Origin of the sequence: Streptomyces hokutonensis, from assembly GCF_000376565.1 — a bacterium.
Lineage (GTDB): Bacteria > Actinomycetota > Actinomycetes > Streptomycetales > Streptomycetaceae > Streptomyces > Streptomyces hokutonensis.
On the sequence record NZ_BARG01000063.1, the window covers coordinates 80932 to 106489 of the forward strand.

At 69.9% G+C, this 25558-nt stretch carries 25 protein-coding genes; 12 read left to right on the forward strand and 13 right to left on the reverse strand.

Going from position 1 to position 25558, the window contains the following annotated elements:
* Positions 1-63: 63 nt before the first annotated feature.
* Positions 64-873 carry a hypothetical protein gene (locus tag SSP08S_RS37455; RefSeq protein WP_439654587.1) on the reverse strand — a complete coding sequence of 270 codons (810 nt, stop codon included), beginning with the start codon at positions 871-873 and terminating at the stop codon, positions 64-66.
* 378 nt (positions 874-1251) lie between these two features.
* Here SSP08S_RS37455 and SSP08S_RS37460 point away from each other — a divergent pair, with 378 nt between their 5' ends.
* On the forward strand, positions 1252-2940 hold the full coding sequence (locus SSP08S_RS37460) for a chitinase (protein WP_174479429.1): 1689 nt from the start codon (positions 1252-1254) through the stop codon (positions 2938-2940).
* A 63-nt stretch (positions 2941-3003) separates the two neighbouring features.
* Here the strand turns inward: SSP08S_RS37460 and SSP08S_RS56650 are convergent, their stop codons facing one another.
* On the reverse strand, positions 3004-3267 hold the full coding sequence (locus tag SSP08S_RS56650; RefSeq protein ID WP_019072783.1) for an antitoxin: 264 nt from the start codon (positions 3265-3267) through the stop codon (positions 3004-3006).
* 144 nt (positions 3268-3411) lie between these two features.
* Positions 3412-3912 (reverse strand): hypothetical protein, encoded by a 501-nt coding sequence (locus tag SSP08S_RS56655; RefSeq protein WP_019072784.1) that lies wholly within the window; start codon positions 3910-3912, stop codon positions 3412-3414.
* A 148-nt stretch (positions 3913-4060) separates the two neighbouring features.
* Here SSP08S_RS56655 and SSP08S_RS37475 point away from each other — a divergent pair, with 148 nt between their 5' ends.
* Complete coding sequence (locus tag SSP08S_RS37475) at positions 4061-4579, forward strand: SigE family RNA polymerase sigma factor (RefSeq protein WP_019072785.1); 519 nt, start codon at positions 4061-4063, stop codon at positions 4577-4579.
* A gap of 53 nt (positions 4580-4632) precedes the next feature.
* Positions 4633-5874, forward strand: coding sequence for a hypothetical protein (locus SSP08S_RS37480; RefSeq protein WP_019072786.1), 1242 nt, complete (start codon positions 4633-4635; stop codon positions 5872-5874).
* Position 5875: 1 nt separating this feature from the next.
* Here SSP08S_RS37480 and SSP08S_RS62045 read toward each other — a convergent pair whose 3' ends face one another.
* Entirely contained in the window at positions 5876-6271 is a 396-nt protein-coding gene (locus tag SSP08S_RS62045; protein ID WP_019072787.1) for a hypothetical protein, read from the reverse strand.
* A gap of 303 nt (positions 6272-6574) precedes the next feature.
* On the opposite strand from SSP08S_RS62045, the gene SSP08S_RS37490 reads away from it, so the two are divergent.
* On the forward strand, positions 6575-7906 hold the full coding sequence (locus tag SSP08S_RS37490) for a M14 family metallopeptidase (RefSeq protein WP_019072788.1): 1332 nt from the start codon (positions 6575-6577) through the stop codon (positions 7904-7906).
* A gap of 16 nt (positions 7907-7922) precedes the next feature.
* On the opposite strand, the gene SSP08S_RS37495 is transcribed toward SSP08S_RS37490, so the two are convergent.
* The 5 genes from SSP08S_RS37495 to SSP08S_RS37515 form a co-directional block, all read right to left on the reverse strand.
* The gene (locus tag SSP08S_RS37495; protein ID WP_019072789.1) at positions 7923-8606 is read right to left on the reverse strand and encodes a hypothetical protein; all 684 of its coding nucleotides are present in this window, start codon (positions 8604-8606) and stop codon (positions 7923-7925) included.
* 76 nt (positions 8607-8682) lie between these two features.
* Positions 8683-10158: a GntP family permease gene (locus SSP08S_RS37500; protein WP_019072790.1), complete on the reverse strand. Its 1476-nt coding sequence runs from the start codon at positions 10156-10158 to the stop codon at positions 8683-8685.
* Positions 10159-10272: 114 nt separating this feature from the next.
* The gene (locus SSP08S_RS37505) at positions 10273-10677 is read right to left on the reverse strand and encodes a RidA family protein (protein WP_019072791.1); all 405 of its coding nucleotides are present in this window, start codon (positions 10675-10677) and stop codon (positions 10273-10275) included.
* A complete protein-coding gene (locus SSP08S_RS37510) occupies positions 10670-11443 on the reverse strand; it encodes an IclR family transcriptional regulator (RefSeq protein ID WP_019072792.1) in 774 nt (257 codons plus the stop codon). The genes SSP08S_RS37505 and SSP08S_RS37510 overlap by 8 nt, the downstream gene beginning before the upstream one ends.
* Positions 11440-12486: a sugar kinase gene (locus SSP08S_RS37515; protein ID WP_019072793.1), complete on the reverse strand. Its 1047-nt coding sequence runs from the start codon at positions 12484-12486 to the stop codon at positions 11440-11442. Before SSP08S_RS37515 ends, SSP08S_RS37510 begins: the two co-directional genes overlap by 4 nt.
* Before the next feature lie 138 nt (positions 12487-12624).
* On the opposite strand from SSP08S_RS37515, the gene SSP08S_RS37520 reads away from it, so the two are divergent.
* Positions 12625-13902, forward strand: a complete 1278-nt coding sequence (locus tag SSP08S_RS37520; protein ID WP_019072794.1) for an amino acid deaminase — start codon at positions 12625-12627, stop codon at positions 13900-13902.
* A gap of 8 nt (positions 13903-13910) precedes the next feature.
* Positions 13911-15518: an N-acyl-D-amino-acid deacylase family protein gene (locus tag SSP08S_RS37525; RefSeq protein WP_019072795.1), complete on the forward strand. Its 1608-nt coding sequence runs from the start codon at positions 13911-13913 to the stop codon at positions 15516-15518.
* Between the two features lies 1 nt (position 15519).
* Here SSP08S_RS37525 and SSP08S_RS37530 read toward each other — a convergent pair whose 3' ends face one another.
* The gene (locus SSP08S_RS37530) at positions 15520-16356 is read right to left on the reverse strand and encodes a trypsin-like serine peptidase (RefSeq protein WP_019072796.1); all 837 of its coding nucleotides are present in this window, start codon (positions 16354-16356) and stop codon (positions 15520-15522) included.
* Positions 16357-16518: 162 nt separating this feature from the next.
* Positions 16519-17163: a hypothetical protein gene (locus SSP08S_RS60825; RefSeq protein ID WP_019072797.1), complete on the reverse strand. Its 645-nt coding sequence runs from the start codon at positions 17161-17163 to the stop codon at positions 16519-16521.
* Positions 17164-17289: 126 nt separating this feature from the next.
* Between SSP08S_RS60825 and SSP08S_RS37540 the strand changes: the two genes are divergently transcribed.
* The 6 genes from SSP08S_RS37540 to SSP08S_RS37565 all read left to right on the forward strand — a co-directional run bounded on the left by SSP08S_RS37540 (position 17290) and on the right by SSP08S_RS37565 (position 23617).
* The gene (locus SSP08S_RS37540; protein ID WP_019072798.1) at positions 17290-18501 is read left to right on the forward strand and encodes a pyridoxal phosphate-dependent aminotransferase; all 1212 of its coding nucleotides are present in this window, start codon (positions 17290-17292) and stop codon (positions 18499-18501) included.
* A gap of 102 nt (positions 18502-18603) precedes the next feature.
* Positions 18604-18999 carry an SCO4983 family protein gene (locus SSP08S_RS37545; RefSeq protein ID WP_019072799.1) on the forward strand — a complete coding sequence of 132 codons (396 nt, stop codon included), beginning with the start codon at positions 18604-18606 and terminating at the stop codon, positions 18997-18999.
* Between the two features lie 174 nt (positions 19000-19173).
* Complete coding sequence (locus SSP08S_RS37550; protein ID WP_026179168.1) at positions 19174-20253, forward strand: substrate-binding domain-containing protein; 1080 nt, start codon at positions 19174-19176, stop codon at positions 20251-20253.
* 13 nt (positions 20254-20266) lie between these two features.
* Complete coding sequence (locus SSP08S_RS37555; RefSeq protein ID WP_019072801.1) at positions 20267-21484, forward strand: toxic anion resistance protein; 1218 nt, start codon at positions 20267-20269, stop codon at positions 21482-21484.
* Positions 21481-23019 carry a vWA domain-containing protein gene (locus SSP08S_RS37560; protein WP_019072802.1) on the forward strand — a complete coding sequence of 513 codons (1539 nt, stop codon included), beginning with the start codon at positions 21481-21483 and terminating at the stop codon, positions 23017-23019. The genes SSP08S_RS37555 and SSP08S_RS37560 overlap by 4 nt, the downstream gene beginning before the upstream one ends.
* On the forward strand, positions 23006-23617 hold the full coding sequence (locus tag SSP08S_RS37565; protein WP_019072803.1) for a hypothetical protein: 612 nt from the start codon (positions 23006-23008) through the stop codon (positions 23615-23617). Before SSP08S_RS37560 ends, SSP08S_RS37565 begins: the two co-directional genes overlap by 14 nt.
* On the opposite strand, the gene SSP08S_RS37570 is transcribed toward SSP08S_RS37565, so the two are convergent.
* Together SSP08S_RS37570 and SSP08S_RS37575 are read right to left on the reverse strand one after the other, a co-directional pair.
* Entirely contained in the window at positions 23605-24768 is a 1164-nt protein-coding gene (locus tag SSP08S_RS37570; RefSeq protein ID WP_026179169.1) for a hypothetical protein, read from the reverse strand. The two genes, SSP08S_RS37565 and SSP08S_RS37570, sit on opposite strands and share 13 nt — an antisense overlap.
* Entirely contained in the window at positions 24765-25556 is a 792-nt protein-coding gene (locus SSP08S_RS37575; RefSeq protein ID WP_019072804.1) for a PP2C family serine/threonine-protein phosphatase, read from the reverse strand. Before SSP08S_RS37575 ends, SSP08S_RS37570 begins: the two co-directional genes overlap by 4 nt.
* Between the last annotated feature and the right edge of the window lie 2 nt (positions 25557-25558).

Below are 25558 nucleotides of genomic sequence, written 5' to 3' on the forward strand. Positions count from 1 at the left end.
TGAGCGGATCGAGCCGGGTCGAGCGGGACCAGGTGCTGTAAGCGTGTCCTGTGAAGGGATGACTTATCCGCTGGGCGTTTGGTTCTCGTGAACGGGCGGTGTTGCCGAGCAGAAGACACAACGGTCGCCGATGACGTCGATACCGCACCAATGGCACACGGACTGCCGTACCGAGGTGACCAGTTGGTACAGCACCGACAGGTCGGGCAGATATGTACAGAACTCGATCAGCTTGCCCGTGCCCCACCAACTCGCCGACTCGGCGGGCAGGGTGGCCTCGCGCAGCCCCATCGCGTTCCAGGCCGGGGCGAGGGTGGTGCCGATCCAGTCGGACTGGAGCTGGCCCTTGGCGACCAGCATCCAGGTGCCGAACTCCGGCCCGGCGAGGGCGACTCCGGGTCCGACCCTGATGAGCTGCGGTTCCGGGTGGGCGATCACCGCGAACTGGCTGCCGGGCACCCAGGACTTGGCGTGCGACTTGAGGCCGACGGGGACCCGGTCGAGCCTGGTGACGGAGCCGAGGACGGCGCCGGCGTGGATGTAGTGGGTGAGCAGCCGGCCCGCCGAGGCGAGCACTCCGGGGCTGAGGTCGCAGGACGCGAGCTGCCTCAACTGACGGGCCAGGACCGCGAGTCCGAGTGGGGGGAGATTCGGACGGAACAGGGCGATCCGGTCGGTCTCCAGGATGGACCGGATGGTGTGCAGCCGCCGGTCGACGCCCTCGGACACCGCCTGCGAGGACACGACGACGACATGCCCGTGCTGGTCGATGAGGGTCTGCATCTCCGACAGCGCCTGGTCCAGCGGCCGTTGATCCAGGTCCCGCAGCACGACGGCGGGCACGGTTCGTTCGTCCTGTGGCGGCAGCGCCATGTCGGCGCTGGTCACGGCAATGGCAGTTGGCACGCGCGGCTCCCCGTCTCACGCCTGTCGGCTTCCCGGCATTACTCCGGTACGCCGAGTCGACTTCACTGCGTGACTACCTCAGCACTGTATCCACGCCCCTGTGACCGGAGAACAGCGTTTCGGTAGCTGTCCCGCAACTGTCATTGCGCACAACACGCCAAATCGGGGCAGGTCGAGCAGCTGATCGTGGCCGGGGCCCCGAATCCACTGCCGGGGAAGTTGGTCTGGACCTCTTGACAGCGGATTGGTCTGGACCAACTCTTGAACTCCAGCGGTGGCCACCGCCGTTCGTCACAGTCCCCTCCAACTCCCCCACCGGAGGCATCAGTGGACCGCGCACCAGGCATGCCCGTACTCAGGAACAGACGTCTGTGGGCCGGGGTCGCCATGGCCGCCCTCGCTCTCTCCTTCGCGGGCACCGGCCAGGCGTCCGCCGCCGACATCAACAACGCCAAGAACGCCGGCTTCGAATCGGGCCTGACCAACTGGACCTGTACGGCGGGCAGCGGCACGACCGTCTCCTCCCCGGTGCACAGCGGCGCGGCGGCCCTCAAGGCCACACCCGCCGGCCAGGACAACGCCCAGTGCAGCGAGTCGGTCGCGGTCAAGCCCAACTCGACGTACACGCTGAGCGCGTGGGTGCAGGGCGGCTACTCCTACCTGGGCGTGACGGGCACGGGCACGACGGACGTCTCGACCTGGACCCCCGACACGACTGCTTGGAAGCAGCTGTCGACGACGTTCACGACGGGCGCCTCGACGACCTCCGTCTCGGTCTACACCCACGGCTGGTACGGACAGGCCGCCTACTACGCCGACGACATCTCGGTCTACGGCCCCGACGGCGGCGGTGGCAGCGACCCGGCCCCGACGGTCCCGGCGACCCCGACGGGCGTGTCCGTGTCCTCGACGACGTCCTCCTCGGTCTCCCTCGCGTGGAGCGCGGTGTCGGGAGCCACGGGCTACAACGTCTACCAGAACGGCACGAAGATCACGGCGGTGACGGGAACCTCCGCCACGGTGACGGGACTTGCGGCTTCGACCTCGTACTCCTTCCAGGTCACGGCGACCAACTCGGCCGGTGAGTCCGGGAAGTCGACGGCGGTGACGGGCACGACGACGGCGACCGGCGGGGGTGGCGGCGGCACCCTGCCGAAGCACGCGGTGACCGGCTACTGGCAGAACTTCAACAACGGCGCGACCGTCCAGAAGCTCTCGGCCGTCTCCTCGCCGTACGACATCATCGCGGTGGCCTTCGCGGACGCGACCTCGACCCCGGGCGCGGTCTCCTTCACGCTCGACTCGTCGGGCCTCGGCGGCTACACGGTCGACCAGTTCAAGGCGGACATCGCGGCCAAGCACGCGGCCGGCAAGAAGGTGATCATCTCGATCGGCGGCCAGAACGGCACGATCTCGGTCAGCGACTCGACGTCGGCCGCGAACTTCGCCAACTCGGTCTACTCCCTGATGCAGACGTACGGCTTCGACGGCGTCGACATCGACCTGGAGAACGGCATCAACGCGACCTACATGACACAGGCGTTGAGGTCACTGTCGTCGAAGGCGGGCTCGTCCCTCATCATCACGATGGCGCCCCAGACCATCGACATGCAGTCGACGTCGAACGCGTACTTCCAGACCGCGCTGAACGTGAAGGACATCCTCACGGTCGTCAACATGCAGTACTACAACAGCGGCACGATGCTGGGCTGCGACGGCAAGGTCTACGGCCAGGGCACGGTCGACTTCCTCACGGCCCTCGCCTGCATCCAGCTCCAGGGCGGCCTCTCCCCGTCCCAGGTGGGCCTCGGCCTCCCGGCCTCCACGAGCGCGGCCGGCAGCGGCTACGTCTCCCCCACCATCGTCAACAACGCCCTCGACTGCCTGACCGCCGGCACCAACTGCGGCACCTTCAAGCCGTCGAAGACCTACCCCGACCTCCGGGGCGCGATGACCTGGTCGACGAACTGGGACGCGGCGGCGGGCAGTTCGTGGTCGAACTCGGTGGGGGCGCATGTGCACGCGCTGCCGTAGCGGATCCTGCTGAACAAGGAGTGCGACCGGACTGCCGCCCGGTCGCACTCCTCCGCGTTGTGCCTACTCCGCCGGCCGGTCGTTGCCGTCGGCGTTCCCCGCGTTCCCCGGGTTCCCCGGGTTCCCCGCGTTTTCGGCGAGCCTGTCCAGCAGTGCCTGCGCCTTGTCGACCGCGCCGTCGATCTGCTCGCTGTGCTTGCCGCCGGTCTTCTCGTCGACGAGCTCACCGGCCTTCTCCAGCCCGTCGGAGATCGCGTCCCCGTGCTCCTCGGCGATCTCCTCGGCCTTGTCCTTGAGCTTCCCCAGGTCCCCCAGGTTGTCGAACACGGCAGATCCCCCTCGCTGCAACGCCCGTACGCGGTCAGGGACATGGTCCTCACGACAGCCCCCACAGAACAAGGTGGCCCCCGCGCAACCGCCCCGGCGGTCGGAGGCGCGGGGCGGGCGTGTTCGGGGCGCGTTCGTCCCGCGTCAGCGCTCCGTGCAGTACGGCCCGGCGGGTGCCCTCGGAAAGGCCGCGGTCCCGTCCAGCCACCCTTGAAGCCGCTCGGCCAGGGTGAGGTCTTCGGGAAACAGCGCCTCTCCGTGCTCCGGGCACCGGGCGTTGGGGTCCCAGCCCCACATCCGGCCCTCCGGGGTGCTGAAGTCGACGAGGGACCAGATCGCACAGCCCCATGTCAACAGCGGCACGACGGAAGGCGGGTGGCCCGGTGCCCCGCGCCAGCCCAGGTACTCCTCCACCAGCCGTTCGCCGTCGCTGTACCTGAACTCCGTTTCGGTGAGGGACAGGGCCTCGCCCCAGCGACCGAACCCACCGTCGGCGACTTCGAGATGGATCCGTTTGAGAAGCGGCGGCATGGGATACCCGACCGCGGCCTCCAACTCGGCCACGGCCTCCGGCGGGGCGGTCGGCGGCCGTTCACCTGCCGGATACCGCTCTCGTACCGCCTGGATGATCTCGTCCTCCGTCATAGCGGCATGCGTAGCAGCCGCCACTGACAATGAAGGGCGAGCCGACCGTACGCCTGGCCGACCCGGTCTGAAACATTCCTGTGGGTCCACCGCATCAATGAAGTGAGGGTGGCACGGGCAACAGCCCGCGGGGGCAGGGGGAGACGGTATGAGACGACAGGGACGCGCCGACGAGTACGCGGAGTTCGCCGCCGCGCGCGCCGGGCATCTCTATCGGTCCGCCTGTCTGCTGACCGCAGGGGACACGCATCTGGCCGAGGACCTGGTGCAGGAGACCCTCGGAAAGCTGTACGTCGGGTGGGGGCGGATGTCCCGGATCGGGAACCCCGCCGGGTACGCGCAGACCGTGCTCACCCGTACGTTCCTCGCGCACCAGCGGCGCCGCAGCAGCACCGAGCGCGCCACCGACGTCCTGCCCGACCGGCCCGACCCGGGCGGCTCCGGCGGTGACACCCCCCTGCGACTGACCCTGCTCCAGGCCCTGTCCCGGCTGCCCGCGAAGGACCGGGCCGTGGTCGTCCTGCGCTACTGGGAGGACCGGTCCGTCGAGGAGACCGCCGACGTCATGCACGTCAGCTCCGCCGCCGTACGCACCCGCTGCGTCCGCGCGCTGGGCCGGCTGCGGGAACTCCTCGGCGAGAACCTCGACGAGTACGCCCGCCCCTGACCGCCCCGCCCATCCATCTCGCCAACACCCCCTATGCGAAACGGTGGTTCGCCATGCCCGACGCACACTCCAGCGACAGCGCCGACCCCTTCGAGACACGGCTCGCGGCCGGTCTCCGGGACGCGGGCGGTGCCTTCGAGACCGACCGGGCCGCACTCGTCACCGCGGGTGCCCTCAAGGGCCGCCGGCGGCTGCTACGCCGCCGGAACGCGGCCGTCATGAGCGGCGCCGCCGGTATCGCCCTCGTCGGCGTCGGCACGGCGGTGCTCCTGCCGAGCGGCTCCGGCACACAGGCTTCCCCGGCCACCTCCACCCACGCCTCCGCCACCTCCTCCGCCCCCGCTCCCGTCTCCGGCAAGGACCTGTTCATGACGTTCGGACACCTGATGGGCGACGGCTCGTACACCAAGATCGAGACCCGTGGGACGGACGAGGGACCGGCGCCGTACGTCCATGCCGTCTACGACGACGGGAAGGGCAAGTCGGCCGTCGAGCTGAGCCTGGGCCGGTTGGAGCCGGGGAGCGACGAGGCGCGGCAGGCCACCACGTGCCCGGCGAAGGTGTTCACGCACTACGACGCGTGCCGCACGAGCCGGCTGGCGGACGGGTCGCTGGTCATGGTCCTTCAGGGGTACGAGTATCCCGACCGCCGGGTGGACACCAAGTTGTGGAGCGCGGAACTCGTCACCCCCGAGGGGCAGCACGTGAGCTTGAGCGAGTGGAACGCCGCCGCCGAGAAGGACTCACCGATCACCAGGCCCCAACCGCCGCTGTCCCCCGCCCGGTTGACGAAATTCGTGGCTTCGAAGGCGTGGCGGAAGGTCATCGACGCGATTCCCGAGCAGACGCCGGCAGCGACCCCGGCACCGGGCGACACAGCCTTCGGCGCTCCCGTCGCCCCGACCCTCAAGAGCCTGCTGCCGAAGGGACTCACCGTCTCCGACAGCAGCGGTGACGACACCGGGTTCGGCTATCTCGTCGTCGACGACGGCAAGGGCAAGAGCCTCGTCCAGGTCAACGTCCAGGCGAACATGTCGGACGTCGAGGGCGACCTCTTCGGCTCGGACGCCGAGGTCCTGTCGGACGGTACGAAGGTCGCCACGCACCAGGGTCCCGGCGAGAAGGGCGGCTCGGGTGTCGTGATGTGGACGGTCGACACCATCCGCACCGACGGCTCGCGCGTGGTGATCAGCGCCTTCAACTCCGGCGCCCAGGACACCCCTTCGACCCGTACCGCCCCGGCCCTGACGATGAAGCAGCTCCGGGCGATCGCCCTCAGCCCCAACTGGCTCTGATTCAACCGGAGTCGGCGGCACTCCCCGGTCGGCCGGACGGCACCTCGACGAGGGACAGCACTCCGCACAGCAGCACGAACAGGACCAGCCACAGGGCCGTGGCCGCGGGGCCGACGCCGGCGTCCTCGACGACATGCCCGCCGATCAGCCACCAGACGGTCACCCCGGCCGGCACGAGGAGATGACTCCGCCGCTCGCCGAGGAGCCGCATTCCGGCCCACAGCACCACGGGTATCGCTGGCAGCCCGCAGACCGAGGCGAGTGCGGCCTCGGTCCACCCGGCGCCCGTCGCACCCGGATCGGCCGCGGCGACCCGGTCCGACCAGGCCAGCAGCAGCGCCCGGCCCGCCCGGCAGACCACGACCGCCACGCCGGCCACGAGCGGCGCGACATCCACCGCCCCGTCCTCCGCCGCCTACGCCGCCTCCGGGCAGCCGTCCGGGACGGCCTCCCCCGCCCTCACGGCAGGGACCGCGCATCCGTCCGGGGGCACCGAGTCGGGGTGGCCGTGGTGTGGGACCTCGCCGAGGTCCTGTCGTCCTGAGCCCGAAGTGGCGGTAATCCGGCCACCGACTTTGGACACCCTTGACCTGACCATGCCAACACATCAACATAGGCGCCACACAGGAACACCCCACCCGCACGCGGTACTTCACGCACGTCGCACTGAAACACCCCCCAACTCCAGCAAGGAGATTTCATGCGACTTCGTATACGCGGCAGACGCACCGCCGCGTTCGCCGCCCTGATGGCCCTCGCCCTCGCGGCACCCGTCACGGCGAACGCCACCGCCGACAGCGCGCACCAGGCCTCCCCGGCCGCGGACGACATCCGCCAGTACGAGATCCACGTCGACCACAACACCCCGGTCACCCGTACGGCCATCGCGGCGGCCGGTGTCACCGTGGACGAGTCCGACGAGGAGACCGTGGTCGTCTCCGGCCGCGCCGCCCAGATCAAGCAGCTGCGCCAACTGGGCTACGACGTCTCGCTGTTGGGCTCGGCGCCCGACCGGTCCTCGGCGGCGGACGCCCCGCGGCTCCTCGACTTCCCCTCGGCCGACTCGAAGTACCACAACTACGCCGAGGCGAACGCGGAGATCGACCAGCGGCTCGCCGCCTACCCCGGAATCATGAGCAAGAAGGTGATCGGCAAGTCGTACCAGGGCCGCGACATCGTCGCCATCAAGGTCAGCGACAACGTGGCCACCGACGAGAACGAGCCCGAGGTCCTCCTCACCTTCCACCAGCACGCGCGCGAACACCTCACGGTGGAGATGGCGTTGTACCTGCTGCGCGAGCTGGGCGCGGGCTACGGCACCGACTCCCGGGTCACGAGCATCGTCAACAGCCGCGAGATCTGGATCGTGCCCGACCTCAACCCGGACGGCGGCGAGTACGACATCGCGACCGGCGCCTACCGGTCCTGGCGCAAGAACCGGCAGCCCAACTCCGGTTCCTCCTACGTCGGTACGGACCTCAACCGGAACTGGAACTACAAGTGGGGCTGCTGCGGCGGCTCTTCGGGCTCGACCTCGTCCGAGACCTACCGGGGCGCGTCCGCCGAGTCGGCGCCCGAGGTGAAGGTGGTCGCGGACTTCGTGCGGAGCCGGGTCGTCGGCGGGAAGCAGCAGATCACCGCGGGGATCGACTTCCACACGTACAGCGAACTGGTGCTGTGGCCCTTCGGCTACACGTACTCCGACACCGCCACCGGGATGACCGCGGACGACGCCGCCGCGTTCAAGGCGGTCGGGCAGAAGATGGCCGCGAGCAACGGGTACACGGCCGAGCAGTCCAGCGACCTGTACATCACGGACGGTTCGATCGACGACTACCTCTGGGGCACCCAGAAGATCTTCGACTACACCTTCGAGATGTATCCGACGTCCAGTTCCGCGGGCGGGTTCTACCCGCCCGACGAGGTCATCGAGCGGGAGACCTCGCGGAACCGGGACGCGGTGTTCCAACTGCTGGAGAACGCGGACTGCATGTACCGGTCCATCGGCAAGCAGGCCCAGTACTGCAGCTAGCTGCCTTTCCGGCCGGCTAGTCCTTGCGGACCTCGGCCTCCGCCTCGGCGAGCGCCGCCTCGTCCACCTCGGCGGACTCGTCGTCGGCGTCCTCGTCGCCGTCCTCGAAGTACGCGTCGAGGACGGCGTCGAGCTGCGTCTCCCACTCGGCGAACCGGCTCCTGGCCGCCGCCTCGATCTCGATCGGGTACCAGCGGCGGTCGGGAGTGTGCACCGTGATGGTGAACCGCTTGCCGAAGCGCGGGGTCTCGGTCTCGACGGCGCCGATCTCGTCCCAGCGGAACTCGCAGCTCTGGTCGTCCAGGCGCAGTCGTACGCCCTTCTCGTCCGCGACGATCTCCGCGCGCCGGTCGGAGGCCTCGAAGACGGGCCCGTCGGACTCGTCGTCACCGGCTTCCTCGGCGTCGTCGTCCTCAGCGACGGCCTGCTCGACCTCCGCCTCCCCGGCATCCGCCTTCTCGACGTCCGCCTTCTCGACGTCCGCCTTCTCGACGTCCGCCTTCTCGACGTCCGCCTTCTCGGCAGACGACTCCTCCGGCTCCGCCGCCTCGGCCGTCGCGTCCTCGGGCTCCGCGTCCCGCGACTTCGTGTCCTCCGGTGCGTCGGAGGACACGGCGGGTGCGGTGAGCCCGGGGACGAAGGCCGGGTCGAATCCGGCGCCCTCCAGGGGCTGGCTGCTCGAACCTATGCGCTGCTCCACAGCGCGAAGTATGGTCGACGATCCTGTGTCGGACACAGCCAGCCCCTACTTCGTTATCAGACGCCTACACGAACTTCTAGACGAAGACGCTCAATACGGCCGCCACCGCGAACCCCGCGACCGACAAGACCGACTCCAGCACCGTCCACGTCTTCAGCGTGTCCCGCTCGGTGATCCCGAAGTACTTCGCCACCATCCAGAAGCCCCCGTCGTTGACGTGCGAGGCGAAGATGGAGCCCGCCGAGATGGCCATGATGACGAGCGCGACGAAGGCCTGGGAGTGGTCGCCCTCGGCGAGGAGGGGGGCCACGATGCCTGCCGTCGTCACGATCGCGACCGTCGCCGAGCCCTGTGCGACCCGTAGTACCAGCGAGATCAGGTACGCCAGGACGACCACCGGCAGGCCTACGTCGTGGAAGGTGTCCGAGAGGGCCTGGGCGACGCCGCTCGCCTTGAGGACGGCGCCGAAGACCCCGCCCGCGCCGACGACCAGGATGATGTTGCCGACCGGCTTGAGGGACGCGGTGGAGACGGTCTCCAGGGACTTGCGCGACCAGCCTCGCCTTATGCCCAGGAGGTAGTACGCGAGGAGGAGCGCGATGGTCAGCGCCACGAACGGGCTGCCGAAGAACTCCACCACCGAGCGGCCGGTGGACGGGTCGAAGGCGATCGACGAGAAGGTGGCCGCGAGGATGAGGACCAGGGGCGTGCCGATGATCGCGAGGACCGTGCCCAGCGCCACCGGCTGCTCCTGGGGTACGACACCGGAGGCGCGCTGTTCCTCGATGACCGCCTGCTTCGCCTCGGCCGCCGCCTCGACCATGTCCTGCGGTACGGCGACGAAGATCCGCTTGCCGATCCAGGCCGCGTAGGCCCACGCGGCGAGCACGGCGGGGATGCCGACCACGATGCCCATGAGGATGACCCAGCCGAGCTGGACGTGGAGGAGACCCGCGGCCGCCACCGGGCCGGGATGCGGCGGCAGGAACGCGTGGGTCATCGACAGGCCCGCGAGCAGCGGCAGGCAGTAGAGCAGGATCGACTTGCCACCGCGCTTGGCGGCCGCGTACACGATCGGCGCGAGGACGAAGATGCCGACGTCGAAGAAGACCGGGATGCCGAAGATCAGGCCGGTCAGGCCCATGGCGAGGGGCGCCCGCTTCTCGCCGAACAACCCGAGCAGCCTCGACGCCAACACCTCCGCCCCGCCGCTGACTTCGAGGATCGCACCGAGCATCGTGCCGAGGCCGATGATGATCGCGACATGGCCGAGGATGCCGCCCATGCCGGACTCGATGGTGGAGACGGCGTCGGAGCGCTGGACGGTGCCGAAGAGTTCGGTGACGGACAGGCCGGCCAGCAGGCCGACGGTTATCGAGACCGCGAGGAGGGCCACGAAGGGCTGGAGTCTGACCTTGATGATCAGGAAGAGCAGGAGCGCGATCCCGATGGCGGCGACCGTCAACAGGCCTGCCGTGCCGTCGAGTAGGAGGAGCAGTCCTCCGGTGTGGGGTGGTGTCGCGGGGGCGGTTGCGGCGAGCGGTAGCGACATGTGGGGGTCCTCTTGATCGTCGTAAGAGCATGGGGCTTTCGGGCAGGGGGGATCGCGGCGCGGCACCCCTGGGGGCGCCGAACCGTCGTACGGTGTGCGGGAGTTGCAGGGGAACTAGCCCAGAACGGCCAGCGCGTCGATCTCGATGAGCAGGCCGGCGGGGAGGCCGACGTAGACCGTCGTGCGCGCGGCGGGGACCTCGACGAGGCCCTCGAAGTACTCGTTGTAGATCGCGTTCATCTCGGCGAAGTGGTCCACGTCCGTCAGATAGACGCGGATCATCATCACGTCCTCCCAGCTCGCGCCGCCCTCCTCAAGGATCGCCCGGACGTTGGCGAGGGTCTGGAGGGTCTGCTCGCGCAGGGTCGGGCCGGCCGGCGTCGGCGGCCTGCCCTCCTCGGCGGGGAGGAAGCCGACCTGCCCGGCGACCTGCAGGATGTTCCCCTTGCGGACGCCGTGCGAGAACTTCGCGGGCGGGGCGGTGTGGGTCTTGGGCGTGAGCGCGGTCTTGTCAGTCATGCGGGTCCTTTGATGATGGCACTGGGGTCCTGCCGGAGTACTCCCCGCTGATGGCGTCCGCCGTACGACGGACCAGCGGGAGCAGGGTGAGGAGTTCGTCGGCGGTGACGACGACGTTGGGCGCGGAGACCGACATCGCGGCGACCACGCGTCCGTCGGCGCCCCGGATCGGCGCGGCGACGCAGTTGATGGACTCTTCGTGGCCGCCGAGGTCGGTGGCCCAGCCCTGTTCCCGCACCTTCTCCAACTCCCTTAGGAATGCCGGGGCGTTGGGGGTGGAGCGGGCGGTGTACATGGGGTAGTCGAGCTTGTCGGCGAGGACCCGCCGCTCGGCCTCCGGAAGGTCGGCGAGCAGCAGTTTCGCGACCCCCGCGACCGTGATCGCGACCGGCTTCCCGATCCGCGAGTACATGCGCACCGGATACCGGCTCTCCACCTTGTCGATGTAGAGGACCTCGTTCTCCTCGTACACCGCGAGGTGGACGGTATGACCGCACTGTTCGTTGAGGCGTACGAGATGGGGGTGGGCGATCTCGCGGATGTCGAGGTTCTCCATCGCCTCCTGGGCGAGGGCGATGAGGCGGGCGCCGAGGCGGTAGCGCTGGTCGGACTGGCGGTAGACGAGGCCGTGTTCGTGCAGGGTGCGCAGGAGGCGCAGGGCCGTCGACTTGTGGACGTCGAGGCGCTCGGCGACCTGGCCGAGGTCGGCGGGGCCCTCGGCGAGCAGCGGCAGGATGCTGAGCGCGCGGTCGACGGTCTGACTCATGGCGTACATACCTCCTCGTCGGCCCAGTCGGCGGCGTCGGTCCAGCCGGGGCCGAGTCGAAGTCTCCCCCACGCGGTGTCGTCGAGGGCGACCAGGCGGTCGGCGTGGTCGCGGGCCGGGGGTGCGGCGAGGTCGCCGGGGACGGTGAGGGCCGCGGCGGCCGTGAGATGGCCGTGCCGCAGCCGGTCCCGTACGGGCAGTCCCCGCAGGGTCGCGGAGAGGAACCCGGCGGCGAAGGCGTCCCCGGCACCCACCTCGGCGACGACGTCGACGTGCGGCGCGGGCACGAAGGTGACGTGCTTCTTGTGGAAGACGGTGGCCCCGCGCCCGCCCTGCTTGACGACGAGCGTCTCGGGGTCGGGGAACGCGGCCCGTACGGCGTCGGCCCCGACCAGCCCCCACACTTCGGCCGCCTCGTCCTCGCCGACGAAGACGAGGTCCGCGCCGCGCGCCAGCTCCAGCAGCACGCCAGGCCCGTCGGCCGAACGCCCCAGCGCGGGGCGGTGGTTGACGTCGAAGGAGATCAGCGGGCGGTGCGCGCGCAGCGCGGTCAGCTCACGGACCAGGCCGAGACAGCCGTCGGAGAGCATCGGGGTGATCCCTGACAGGTGCAGCACCCGCCCGGCCCGTACGGCGGCCAGGTCCACGTTCGTCGCGGCCATCGCGGAGGCGGCGGATCCGGCCCGGTAGTACGCCACCTCGTGCGCGTCGGTGGCCCGGTCCCCGGCGGTGCGGAAGTAGATGCCGGTGGGGCGCACGGGATCGCGCTCCACGGCGGACACGTCCACCCCGTACCCGCCGATGGTCTCGACGAGATGGTCCCCGAAGCCGTCGGCCCCGACCCGGCTGACCCAGCGGACGCTGTGCCCGGCGGCGGCCAGCGCACAGGCGACGTTCGACTCGGCGCCGCCGATGGCGCGGTCGAAGGACGGCACGTCGGCGAGGCGGCCGGGGCGGCCGGGTAGGAAGGTGACCATGGACTCGCCCAGCGCTACGACGTCGACGACGTCACGGGCGGCGGTGGACTGTCCGTCGGCGGTCACGATGGTGATGGCTCCTCGTCGGTGCACCGGTTTGCGGCGGCTCCGTTGACCCGGTGTTGGGCGAGATGTTAGACAGCGGTAAGCGATATACGCAATGAAGGTTGCAGAGATTGCAACACTCCAGCTCAGGGAGGCCTCATGGTCCGCGACACCGGTACCGAAGCGCTCGCCCGGCTCGCCGGGGAACGCGTCGACCACCGTTTCAAGGGCCTCCCCCCGGACGCCGACGGCCTCACCGTCGCCGAACTGTCCGCCCAGCGCCGCAACCTCTTCACCGGCGGCTTCACCACCCCCGTCCTCGCCCTCTCCGCCGAGCGCCTGGAGCACAACCTCCGCCTCATGGAGACCTACGCGACCCGCCACGGCCTCGCCTTCGCCCCGCACGGCAAGACCTCCATGGCCCCCCAGCTCTTCCACCGCCAACTCGCCCACGGCGCCTGGGGCATCACCCTCGCCGTCCCCCACCAGGTGCGCGTGGCAAGGGAGTTCGGAATCGACCGGATCTTCCTGGCGAACGAACTCATCGACGCGGCGGCCCTGAAGTGGATCTCGTCCCAGCTCGACGCCGACGACGGCTTCCGCTTCGTCTGCTACGTCGACTCCGTGCGCGGGGTCGAGTTGATGGACGCGGCCCTGCGCGGCGCCGCCCGCCCGCTGGACGTCGTCGTGGAGCTGGCCGCCGGCGAGAGCGCCCGCACCGGCGCCCGCACGGAGGCGGAGTGCGCGGCCGTCGCGGACGCGGTGGCCGCCGTAGAGACACTGCGGCTGGTCGGGGTCGCCGGGTACGAGGGGGAGGTGCCGCAGGCGGACCCGGAGCGGGTGCACGCGTGGCTGCGCCGACTGACCGCGCTGGCCGTGGAGTTCGACAAGGGCGGGCGTTTCAAGGGAGTTGACGAGATCGTCGTCAGCGCGGGTGGCAGCGCCTGGTTCGACGCGGTGGCCGACGTCTTCGCCGAACTGCCCGAACTCTCGCTCCCCGCGCTGAAGTTGCTGCGCTCGGGGGCCTACGTCTCGCACGACGACGGCCACTACCGCAAGCTGACCCCCTTCACCCGCGTCCCCGAAGAGGGCGCCCTGGAGCCCGCGTTCAGGCTCTGGGCGCAGATCGTCTCCCGCCCCTCCCCGGAGCAGGCCTTCGCCAACGCGGGCAAGCGGGACGCGGCCTACGACCTCGACCTCCCCTTCGCCCAGGTGGTCCGCCGGGACGGCGCCGAACGTCCGGCGACCGGCGTCGAGATCACCGGCCTGTCGGACCAGCACGCCTGGCTGCGGACGACGGCCGAGGCGGACCTCGAGGTGGGCGACTGGATCGGGATGGGCCTGTCCCACCCCTGCACGTCCTTCGACAAGTGGCAGTTGATCCCGGTGGCGGAGGCGGACGGGACGGTCGTCGACTACATCCGTACGTTCTTCTAGGAGGAGTCGTGGAGCAGCTCGTCATCCGGGACGCGGACGTCGTCGACGGCAGCGGTGGACCGTCGTACCGCGCCGATGTGGTCGTGGACGGCGGCCGGATCGTCTCGATCGTGCGGGAGGCGGCGCAGGCGGGCTGTCAACGGCCCAAGGCGCGGCGGGAGTTGGACGCGGAGGGTCTTGTCCTCTCCCCCGGCTTCATCGACATGCACGCGCACAGCGACCTTGCCCTGCTCCGCGACCCGGACCACAGCGCCAAGGCCGCGCAGGGGGTGACCCTCGAAGTCATCGGCCAGGACGGGCTGTCGTACGCCCCCGTCGACGACCGCACGCTCGCGGAGGTGCGCCGGGCGATCGCCGGGTGGAACGGGTACGGCGACGACATCGACTTCGACTGGCGGTCGGTGGGCGAGTACTTGGACCGCCTGGATCGCGGGATCGCCGTGAACGCGGCCTACTTGATCCCGCAGGGCACGGTCCGGATGCTCGCCGTCGGCTGGGAGGACCGGGAGGCGACGCCCCAAGAGCTGGACCGGATGCGGCAGTTGGTCGCGGAGGGCATGAAGCAGGGCGCGGTCGGCATGTCGTCCGGGCTCACCTACACGCCCGGCATGTACGCCAAGGACGCCGAACTCACCGAACTCTGCCGGGTGGTGGCCTCGTACGACGGCTACTACTGCCCGCACCACCGCTCCTACGGCGCGGGCGCGCTGGAGGCCTACGCGGAGATGGTGGAGCTGACGAGGGAGGCCGACTGTTCTCTCCATCTCGCCCACGCCACCATGAACTTCGGCGTGAACGAGGGCCGGGCACCGGAGCTGCTGACCCTCCTGGACGAGGCCCTGGCCACCGGCGCGGACATCAGCCTCGACACCTACCCCTACACGCCCGGCTGCACAACTCTCGTGGCGATGCTGCCGAGTTGGGCGAGCGAGGGCGGCCCGGAGGCGATCCTGAAGCGGCTCGCGGACGACGACACGGCCGACCGTATCCGCCACCACCTGGAGGTGATCGGCTCGGACGGCTGTCACGGGGTGCCGATGGACTGGGACACGATCGAGATCTCGGGGGTCGCGGACCCCGCGCTGGCGGAGCACGTCGGCCGCCGCCTCGACGGCTGGGCCACGGCCCGGCAGCTACTCCTGGCCGACCGTCTGGCCCCCTCGATCCTCCAGCACGTGGGCCACGAGGAGAACGTCCGGCAGATCATGCGGCACCGCGTCCACACGGGCGGCTCGGACGGCATCCTCCAGGGCGCCAAGCCGCATCCGCGGGCGTACGGCACGTTCCCGCAGTATCTGGGCCGGTACACAAGGGAGTTGGGCGTGCTCTCCCTGGAGGAGTGCGTGGCCCATCTGACCTCCCGCCCGGCGGCCCGCCTGCGCCTGCCGGACCGGGGCCTGGTCAAGGAGGGCTACAAGGCGGACCTGGTCCTGTTCGACCCGGAGACGGTGGCAGCGGGTTCGACCTTCGAGGAACCGCGCCGGCTGCCGACCGGCATCCCCCACGTCCTGATCGACGGCCGTTTCGTGATCGAGGACGGCCGGCGGACGGACGTACTGGCGGGCCGGTCGGTCCGTCGCAGTCCCGTGCGACGGAACGCCAACCCCCTTACCTGACTTACGGCTTGGGCAGAGTGCAAGCGCTCGCGCTCAGGTTCAGCACGTTCGCCGAGGTGAAGCACGCCGGGATGTTGTACGTCTCCTCGGCGTAGTTGATGCCCTCGCGGACCGTCACCGTGCCGTTCTCGTCGACCTCGCACGGGTTGTCGACCGTGCAGGTCTCCCCGTCCTCGTTGCCCGTGTTGTTGACGGCGACGACCTGCCCGGTGCTGGTGTCGATGACCGGGGAGCCGGACGTCCCGCCGATGGTGTTGCACGCGGAGGTGTAGCGGACCGAGTCCTTCCAGGTCCAGGAGCCCTCCTTCAGCCGGTACACGAACCCGTCGATGTTGCAGCTGTAGATCGTCTTCCAGTAGCCGGAGACGACCTTGATGGCGGTGCCGGCGGTCGGGTGCGTGGCGCTCACGGTGAGCGGGCTGATGCCGTAGGCGCTCTTGATGGCCGCGTACGTGGTGGTGGTGCGGTAGATCGTCACGTCCGTGTCGGTCATCGTCGAGTAGACGACCTGGTTGGCGCGGAGCGTGGCGACCTTGGTGCCGGCCGAGTTCAGCAGCCCGAAGGTGCGGGTGGAGGACTGACCGGTGATGACCTGGCCGGCCGCCGGGAAGCCGGTCTCCAGGCAGTGGCCGTTGGTCAGCACGAGGGCCGGCGAGGTGTCGGTCGAGTTCGGGAAGCGGATGACCGACCCGGAGCAGTTGCTGAGCGAGACGGTGCCGGCGAAGTCGACGGTCACGGCCGCCGCCTTCGGTGCCGCCTGCGGCGCGGCGACGGCGGGTACCACACCCGCCCCGGCGATGGCCAGGCCCGAGAGTGCGGCAAGGAGAGGCTTGTTCATGTGGGGGTCCCCTCTGGAGACGTGAGCGAACGGAGATCTTCCGGTCGCTTCTTGTCTTGTCATGTGCATTGTGATGGCGTGGATGCACGAGGGGCAAGGAACTGTTTCCGGCCGCAGGTCACGGCCGCGCGCCCAACTCGGCGACGCGGCTTGGTAGATGGCTTACTTGGGGTGCTTGGTTGCTCCGCGGCCGTGACCGGCGTTGCCGTGCGCGGGGGTGGCGGTGGTGGGCGCGGCCGACGTGGCGGCCGGAGCGGTGGTCGTGGACCCCGCAGTCGTGGGGACGGTCGCGGCGGAGGCCGAGGATCGCGCGGACACCGACGAACCGACGGCGGGCGCACCGGTCACGGACCCCCCGGGCGAACGGGTGGCGGACTCCCCCGCCGTCGACCTACCGGCCGTCGAACCCGTCGTGGCACTCGCCCGGTCGCCCTTGCCCGGCGATCCGTCCGAGGAAGTACCGGAGACGGCGAAGCCGACGACGAGGACGGCGACAGACACGGCTCCCAGGGCTCCGACGGCGACCACGACCCGGCGCGACCGCCGGGTCCCCTGCCTCCGCAGCTCGGCCCGGCCCACGCCCGAACCCACGCCCGAACCCGCACCCGCACCCGCGACGCCGTCGTCGTCCCGTACCGGCGGCAGCTCGCGGGTCTCGTCGTACGCGTTCTGCCAGCCGTGGGCGGCCGCCGGATCGACGTAGCCGTCGTACGACGGAACCGTCGCGTCGACGCGCGGGAGGTACACGTTCGGCGGAGCGTCGGACTCGCCGAACGCGCCGTTCTCGTCGTGGAGCGGGCTGGACATGGCGGCAGAGTGTAGAGACAGGACCTGCGCCGGAGACAGCTACCGACGATAACGGCCCAAACCGATGCGTCTCACGTGGTGGAAAACACGGCCCGCACCGCGTTACCGGGCCGTAAGCTCACGGACATGCAGGTGATCCAGTCGACCAAGCTCTCCAACGTCTGTTACGAGATCCGGGGCCCGGTTCTCGAAGAGGCGATGCGTCTGGAGGCGGCCGGCCACCGCATCCTGAAGCTCAACACGGGCAACCCGGCCGCGTTCGGGTTCGAGTGCCCGCCCGAGATCCTCGAGGACATCCTCCGGAACGTGTCGTCGGCGCACGGGTACGGCGACGCGAAGGGCCTGCTGGCCGCCCGCCGCGCGGTCGTCATGCACAACCAGACCCTCGGCATCGAGACGGACGTCGAGCACGTCTTCATCGGCAACGGCGTCTCCGAGCTGATCGTCATGGCGATGCAGGGGCTCCTCGACGACGGCGACGAGGTGCTCGTACCGTCCCCGGACTACCCGCTGTGGACCGCCGCCGTCTCGCTCTCCGGCGGGACCGCCGTCCACTACCGCTGCGACGAGCAGTCCGACTGGATGCCCGACCTCGCCGACGTGGAGCGGAAGATCACCGACCGCACCAAGGCGCTCGTCATCATCAACCCGAACAACCCGACCGGCGCCGTCTACGACGAGGCGATGCTGCGCGGCCTTACCGACATCGCGCGCCGCCACAACCTCCTCGTCTGCTCCGACGAGATCTACGACAAGATCCTCTACGACGGCGCCACGCACACCCCGACCGCGAAGATCGCCCCGGACCTGCTGACGCTCACGTTCAACGGGATGTCGAAGGCGTACCGGGTGGCCGGTTACCGGGTCGGGTGGGTGTCGATCTCCGGGCCGCGCGCGCACGCCGAGTCGTACATCGAGGGTCTGACGATCCTGGCGAACATGCGGCTGTGCGCCAACATGCCCGGCCAGCACGGGGTCGTCGCCGCGCTCAGCGGGCGGCAGACCATCAACGACCTGGTGCTTCCGGGTGGCCGACTGAAGGAACAGCGGGATGTCGCGTACGACCTGCTGACCCAGATCCCGGGTGTGACCTGCGTGAAGCCGAAGGGGGCGCTGTATCTGTTCCCGCGGCTCGATCCGCAGGTCTTCAAGGTCAAGGACGACCGGCAGATGGTGCTCGACCTGCTGCGCCGCGAGAAGATCATGGTCGTTCACGGCACCGGGTTCAACTGGTCCGAGCCCGACCACTTCCGGGTCGTGACCCTGCCGACGGTCGGGGATCTGCGGGACGCGGTGACGCGAATCGGGAACTTCCTGGACGGGTACAGCCAGCCGTAAACCTCGTGGACCTGATTTCTTCCGGCCAATTTTTCGGCCAGCACAACTTTAGACGCAATCTAAGCTAGGATGGTTTCCTGTCTGAGCACAGGAGACCATGCCATGTACGAACCGATCCGCACGAAGTCGGTCCACAGCACGGTGGCCCGCCCCTCCTCCGACTTTCCGCATCGGTCGCGTGAGGAGGAGCTGGACATTCAGCTGGCGGGGCACCTCGCCGCACTGCTTGCGGTGACCGATGAGCTGCGGGCGCTTGAGCCTTCGGCCGAGCTGGATGTTGCCGCCGAGCGGCTTGCCGGGCAGTTGACGCGGTTGCGGGGGGCTTCGCCGGTTCGTGTAGCTGCGACCGCGCCCACGTCCCGACTGGATGCGCTGCATCAGCGGGCGCATGCGCTTGCCGGGCGGGCGTTGGTTGTTGCGGCGTCCCGGGCGGATACGGCTGCGGCGATTCTGTCTGCCGAGCGGATGGACGCGCATGCGGGGACTGCGGTCGCCTGATCGCCGTAGGGGTTCTGACTTCCTGCGAGTGCGCGCCCGTTGTGGCTGATCGCGCAGTTCCCCGCGCCCCTGAAGGGGCGCTTTCCTCAACCGTGTTGATCCGGGACCCGTCCGACACCCTCCGTTCATCCCTTTACGCGGGGAATGTTGGGTTCCGCGAGCACGCTGCCCCTCGTGAGACGTATCGCAGGAATCGTCCTCGCGGTGTTGCTGATCGGCGGAGTGGTGGCAGCCGTCGTAGCGGGCCGGGACAACGGGGACAAGGGCACGGCAACGAAGACCGTGCGTGGAGTGATCGGTTCGGAGAAGGCGGACTTCTTCGCCGATCCCGATGTGGTGAAGGCCCTCGCCGCCAAGGGCTTCACCGTGAAGACGGAGACCTCCGGGTCCTGGGCCATGGAGGGGCGCGACCTCAAGGGGTACGACTTCGCCTTCCCCTCCAGCCAGGCGCCCGCGGACGCGCTCGCCGCCAAGTACAAGGTGCGGCAGCCGCTGCCGCGGCCCTTCTACTCGCCGCTCGTCGTCGTGGCCCATCGCAGCGCCGCCCAGGTCCTCGCGGACAACGGGCTCGCCACGCTGGACAAGAGCCAGGACCGCGGCACCCTGAAGATGGGTGCGTATCTGGACGCGGCCAAGGCCGACCGGACCTGGCAGCAGCTCAAAGGGGCCGACAAACACGGGGAGTTGACCGGCACCCTCTACATCGCGACCACCGACCCTGAGACCTCCAACTCGGGTGCGCTCTATCTCGCCGCGGCCTCCTACGTCGCCAACGGCGGTCGGGTGGCCGCCAGTAGCGCCGATGTCGCTCGCACCGCGCCCCTGATGCACAAGCTGATCAGTGTGCAGGGTGCCCAACAGTCCAGCTCGGACGGGCCGTTCAGGGACTTCATCAGTGGCGCCGGCAATCCGCTGGTCCTGGTGTACGAGTCGCAGGTGGCCTCGCTGCTCCTCGAGAAGCAGCCGGTCGGCGATCTCGTCGTCCTCTACCCGGACACCACGGCCAACAGCGACCACACCGTCGTACCGCTCACTCCGGAGGGCCGGGCGCTGGGTGAACTCCTCAGCTCCGAACCGACGTTGCGGAAGCTCGCCGTACGGCACGGGTTCCGGCCGCAGGGCGACACCGCCGAGTTCGTCGCGGCCACGGCCGCCCACTCCAGCTATCTCAACCAGACGCTGACCGGCGTCCGGCAGGCGCCCGTGCCCACCTCCACGGTGCTGCACGACATGGCGCGCCGGGCGCGCGGTTGATCGGGGGGACCACATGAGCAGCAGCTTCAACACCAGCCAGAACAGCAGTGAGAACACGCTCAGCGGCGACGACGTCTTCACGCTCACTCCGCCGGAGGCCGTGAAGCCCGTGCCGAGAGAGAAGGCCGGCGGGCTCGTGCCCGTCGACGACTCCGTCCGTACGGACATGGAGCGCAAGGCCAGTGCCTATGTCGAGGGGCTTGCGGCGCTGGACGCCCGGTCGCCCGAGTTCGCGGGCAAGGTCGGCGAGATCACCGCGCTCGGCGCCGGGGAGATGCGCAGCGCCACCGCGCAGTCCAACCGGATGCTGGAGCGGACGGTACGCAGTCTGCCCTCGAAGGGCGGGGACGCCCAGTCGCAGGTCGCCGGATCGCTCGTCGAACTCCGGCGCGTGGTCGAGGACTTGGACCCGCGTGACCTGCCCGCCTCCAAGGGGCGGAAGTTCCTGTCCCGGCTGCCCGGCGGCAACAAGCTGCGCGACCACGTCGCCAAGTACGCCTCCGCGCAGGGCACGTTGAACAAGATCGTGGGCTCGCTGCGCGGCGGCCAGGACGAACTCCGGCGCGACAACGCCGCGTTGCAGACCGAGCGGGTCCGCCTCTGGGAGACCATGGGCAAGCTCCAGGAGTACGTGGTCCTCACCCAGGCCCTCGACTCGGCCGTCGAGCACCACATCACCGGCGTCGAGGCCGCCGACCCGAGCCAGGCCGACACCCTGCGCGCGGACGTCCTCTTCCCGGTCCGGCAGAAGCACCAGGACCTGCTGACCCAGCTCGCGGTGTGCGCGCAGGGCTACTTGGCGATGGACGTCGTACGGCGCAACAACGACGAACTCATCAAGGGCGTGGACCGGGCGGCGACCACGACCGTCTCGGCGCTGCGGATCTCGGTCATGCTCGCCTCCGCCCTGGAGAACCAGCGCAAGGTCGTCGACCAGGTCAACGCCCTGCGGGGCACCACCGAGGACCTCATCCGGGGCAACGCGGAGATGCTCGCCACCCAGAGCGGCGAGATCCAGCGCATCGCGGCCGACCCCGCGGTGGGCGCGGAGACACTGCGCACCGCCTTCCAGCAGATCTACCGCACCCTCGACGCCATCGACACCTACAAGGTCCAGGCGACCGAGGTGATGGCGGCGACCGTGGAGTCCCTGACCTCCGAACTCCAGAACGCCAGCTCGTACTTGGAGCGGAGCCGCTCGCAGAGCGCGCTGGAAGGGGGTCTCGGATGAGACGCCTCCTCGCCCTCGCCCTCGGCACGGCCGCGCTGCTGACCGCCTGCACGTCGACGCAGGACACGAAGACCGAGACCGACAACGCACCCCGCCCCGGCACCCTCCGTGTCCTCGCCTCCAGCGAACTCAGCGACATGACCCCGGTGTTCGACCAGGTCCGCAAGGACACCGGCATCACGATCCGCCCCACCTACATGGGCACCCTGGACGCGGTGGACCTGCTGGCGAAGGGCAAGGTCGACGGTCAGTACGACGCGCTGTGGCTGTCGTCGAACGACTATCTGCGGCTGCGGCCCGACGCGGCGAAGAAGGTCGTCTCGGAGACGTCGATCATGTCGAGCCCGGTCGCGATCGGGGTGAAGACGGCCACCGTCACGGCACTGGGCTGGCAGCCGGACAAGGTGACCTGGTCCCAGATCGAACAGGCCGTCCAGGACGGCAGGTTGACCTACGGCATGACCGACCCGGCCCGCTCCAACTCCGGTTTCTCCACGCTGATCTCGGTGGCCTCCGCGCTCTCCGGCGCCCAGTCGGCGCTCACCGACGCGGACGTCACCAAGGCGACTCCCCGGCTGAAGGAGTTCTTCAAGGGGCAGAAGCTGACGTCGGGTTCGTCGGGCTGGCTCGCGGAGGCGTACCAACGCCGGGGGAACGTCGACGCGTTGCTCAACTACGAGTCCGTCCTCAAGGGCATCCCAGGGCTGACCGTGATCCGCCCGAGCGACGGGGTCGTGACCGCCGACTACCCGCTGACCTCCCTCGCCTCGACGGACACCACGACCCGCGACAATGTCCGCCGGGTGACGACCGACCTGCGCACGGCCGCCCTCCAGAAGCTGATCACCACCCGCACGCACCGCCGCCCGGTCGTCACCTCCGTACCTCCCGCGTCCGGCCTGGACACCAGCCGACGGCGTGAACTCCCGTTCCCCGGCAGCCGGTCCGTCGCCGACGGGCTGCTCGAGTCGTACGAGAACAAGCTGCGCCGGCCCTCGCGGACCGTGTACGTCCTGGACACCTCGGGGTCGATGGCGGGCGACCGGCTGTCCCGGCTGAAGAAGGCCCTCACCGCTCTGACCGGCGACTTCCGGCAGCGGGAAGAAGTCACGCTGATGCCGTTCGGGTCGGGCGTGAAGAGCGTGAGGACGCATGTGGTGAGCCCGGGTGATCCGCAGGCCGGGCTGGACGCCATCCGCGCGGACACCAAGGCGCTCGGCGCCGACGGGAACACCGCGATCTACACCTCGCTGGAGAAGGCGTACGAGCATCTCGGGAGCGGCGGCGACACATTCACGTCGATCGTGCTGATGACGGACGGCGAGAACACGACCGGCGCGAAGGCGAAGGAGTTCGACGGCTTCTACGGCCAACTGCCCGCCGCCCAGCGGGAGATCCCCGTCTTTCCCATCCTCTTCGGCGACTCGGACAAGGCGGAGCTCCAGCACATCGCCGACCTGACCGGCGGCCGGCTCTTCGACGCCCAGAAGGGCTCGCTGGACGGCGCCTTCGAGGAGATCCGTGGCTACCAGTAAGTTCCTCGGCTACTTGGAGTCCCGCAAGAACCTCACCGGCAGCGCGTGCGGGCTCGTCGGGCTGGTGCTGACGTTCGTGGGGGTGGCGGGGCCGTACTGGCCGGTCGTGGTCGTCGGGCTGTACGGCGCGGGCGCGCTGATCGCGCCGCCGGAACGGCCGCCGCTGCCCGACTTCCCCGATCCGTCGGCCCAACTGGCGGAACTGCGCGACGACTTCGAGAGGCTGGGCGGATACCTCGGCGCGATCGAGCTGCCGCCGGCCGCCGACGGACGGCTCACCGAGCTGAACCAGCTCCTCGCCGGGCTGCTCGATCCGCAGGTCACCCAGGATCTCGCGCAGGACCCGGAGGGCGTGCACATCCTGTCGCGGGCGATCCGGCAGGACGTACCGGAGGCGGTCGACACCTTCGTACGGACGCGGTGGTGGACGCGGCTGGCGCCCGGCGCCGAACCGCCGGAACGCCATCTGGAACGGCAGTTGACGGTGCTTCAGGAGGAGGCTCAGGGGCTGGCGAGAGGGCTTCGTGAGGCTGAGGAGCGGCGGCAGGAGACGCACACCCGGTTCCTGGAGGAGCGCGGGCGTACTCAGGACAGGTGATCCAACAGGATCAGCAGCAGGACGACCAGGAGCAGTACGCCGACCACCTTCAGGGGGCCGAACCGGGAGCCACGCGTGTCCTCCGGCGGTGCCACCGGGACCGGCACCGGCTGTCGTACAGGCGGGTTGAACACGTCGTGTCCCGTCACCGCCGCGCGGGTGCACCACGGGCAGGTCGGGAGGTGGGAGCCGTAGGTGTGCAGGGGGCGGGTCGGGCAGGCCTGGACGTGGGAGCGTTCCTGGTCGAGGGCGCGCAGCCAGACCTCCGGGGTGGGGCGGGCGGCGGGGGCGTGGACGCCCGGGCCGAAGGCCGTGTGGGCCAGGGTGAGGAGGCCGGGCGGGAGGACCGAGGGGTCCACGGTGCCGCGCGGGATGACGACCGCCTCGGGGCGGACGACGTAGGAGACGCTCGCGGCGATGTTGTCCTTGACCGTCGACTCGGAGGTGCTGTCGTGCGGGACACCGCCGAAGGGGTGGTTGCCGGCCGTCAGGAGCTGGTAAATGAGCACCGCCAGCGCGAAGTTGTCGCTCTCCGGGGTGGCCGCCGCACCCGACTGGCGTTCCGGTGAGGAGTAGTCGGTGGTGTGCATCAGGCACGGGAAGTGCTCGCCGGTCCCCGGGTCGGTGAAGGCGATGGAGTCGCAGTCGAGGAACGTGACGAAGCCGTTGGCGTCGACGACGACGTTGCTCGACGAGAAGTCGCCGATGACGAGACCGTCGTAGTGCATGCGGGCCGTCATGAAGGCCAGGTTCCAGGAGACGCCGAGCAGGAAGCGCCAGTCCGCGCGGTCGGGGAAGAGGCGCAGGCGCTGGGCGCGGGTGAACAGGCCGACCAGCTGGACGTGTTGGGGTTCGCCGAAGCGGCGCATGGCGTAGCCGAGGAAGGCGTCGTCGGGGCCGCGGGCGATGGCGGTGGGCCAGGCGAGTTCGGGCGACTGGTTGGCGTCGGTGGGGCGGGCCGCGAGCGGTGACATGGTCAGCATGCGGGCGAGGCGGCGCTCCAGGTCCGGGCCCGGGCGGTCGCGGTAGAGCTTGACGACGATCGTGTCGTCGCCCTCGACGGGGAAGACGGCCGCCTGGCCGCCGCCCTTGAGCGGGAGTTCGGCGAGGACTACTGGCTTGCCGTCCAGGTGGACGGTGCGGCCGGTCACGGGGTCACCGCGCGCACGGCCCGCAGGAGCGTCTTGTCGTCGCCGTTGAGACTGGTCAGCCGGTCGGAGCGGAGGAGTGCGGCGATGTTCTCGCTGGCGCTGTCGGTCACCGGTCCCGGGGTGTCCAGGGAGCGCAACACGGCTTCCACGAAAGAGGTGTTGGGCTGCTGCGGGCCGCCGCCGGGGGTGGAGAGCGCGGCCTGGGCGAGGCCGTCGGTGGACAGGAGCACTCCGTCGACGCGCGGGTCCGCCACGCAGTCGGTGTGCAGTCGGCGGGGCGCGTCGGGCGAGGTGAGGAAGACGGTCTCGTTGCTGTACTCGCTGACGGCGGGCGGCTGCGGCAGGAGGTGGAACTGCCGTTGTCCGTCCTCGGTTCCGGCGCGTACGACGACGAAACCGTCGCCGACGCTGAGATGGCCGAGCCAGCCGGGGGTGAGGACGACGACGGTGAGGGTGGTGGCGTAGTCGGGGGCGGCGGCGCCGTAGGTGTCCAGGAAGATCTTCGCTACGTCGTGGAAGGCGTCGGCGAGCAGGTCGTGGACCTCGATGCCGGGCGGGCAGCCGGACGCGGCGGCGGCCCGGCGCCGGAAGTGCTCGGCCGCCAACTCGACGGCGTGCAGGGCCCCTTGGTCGGAGTGCGGGCGGCTGCCCGCGCCGTCCGCGACGGCGAGCACGGTCACCGGCGCGGACGCCACATAGGTGCAGGCGTCCTGGCAGGGGGTGCCGGTGCGGCGGTGGCGGTAGCCCTCGACGCTGAGGCCGTGGATGCGCCAGGGCGACGCGGCCACCG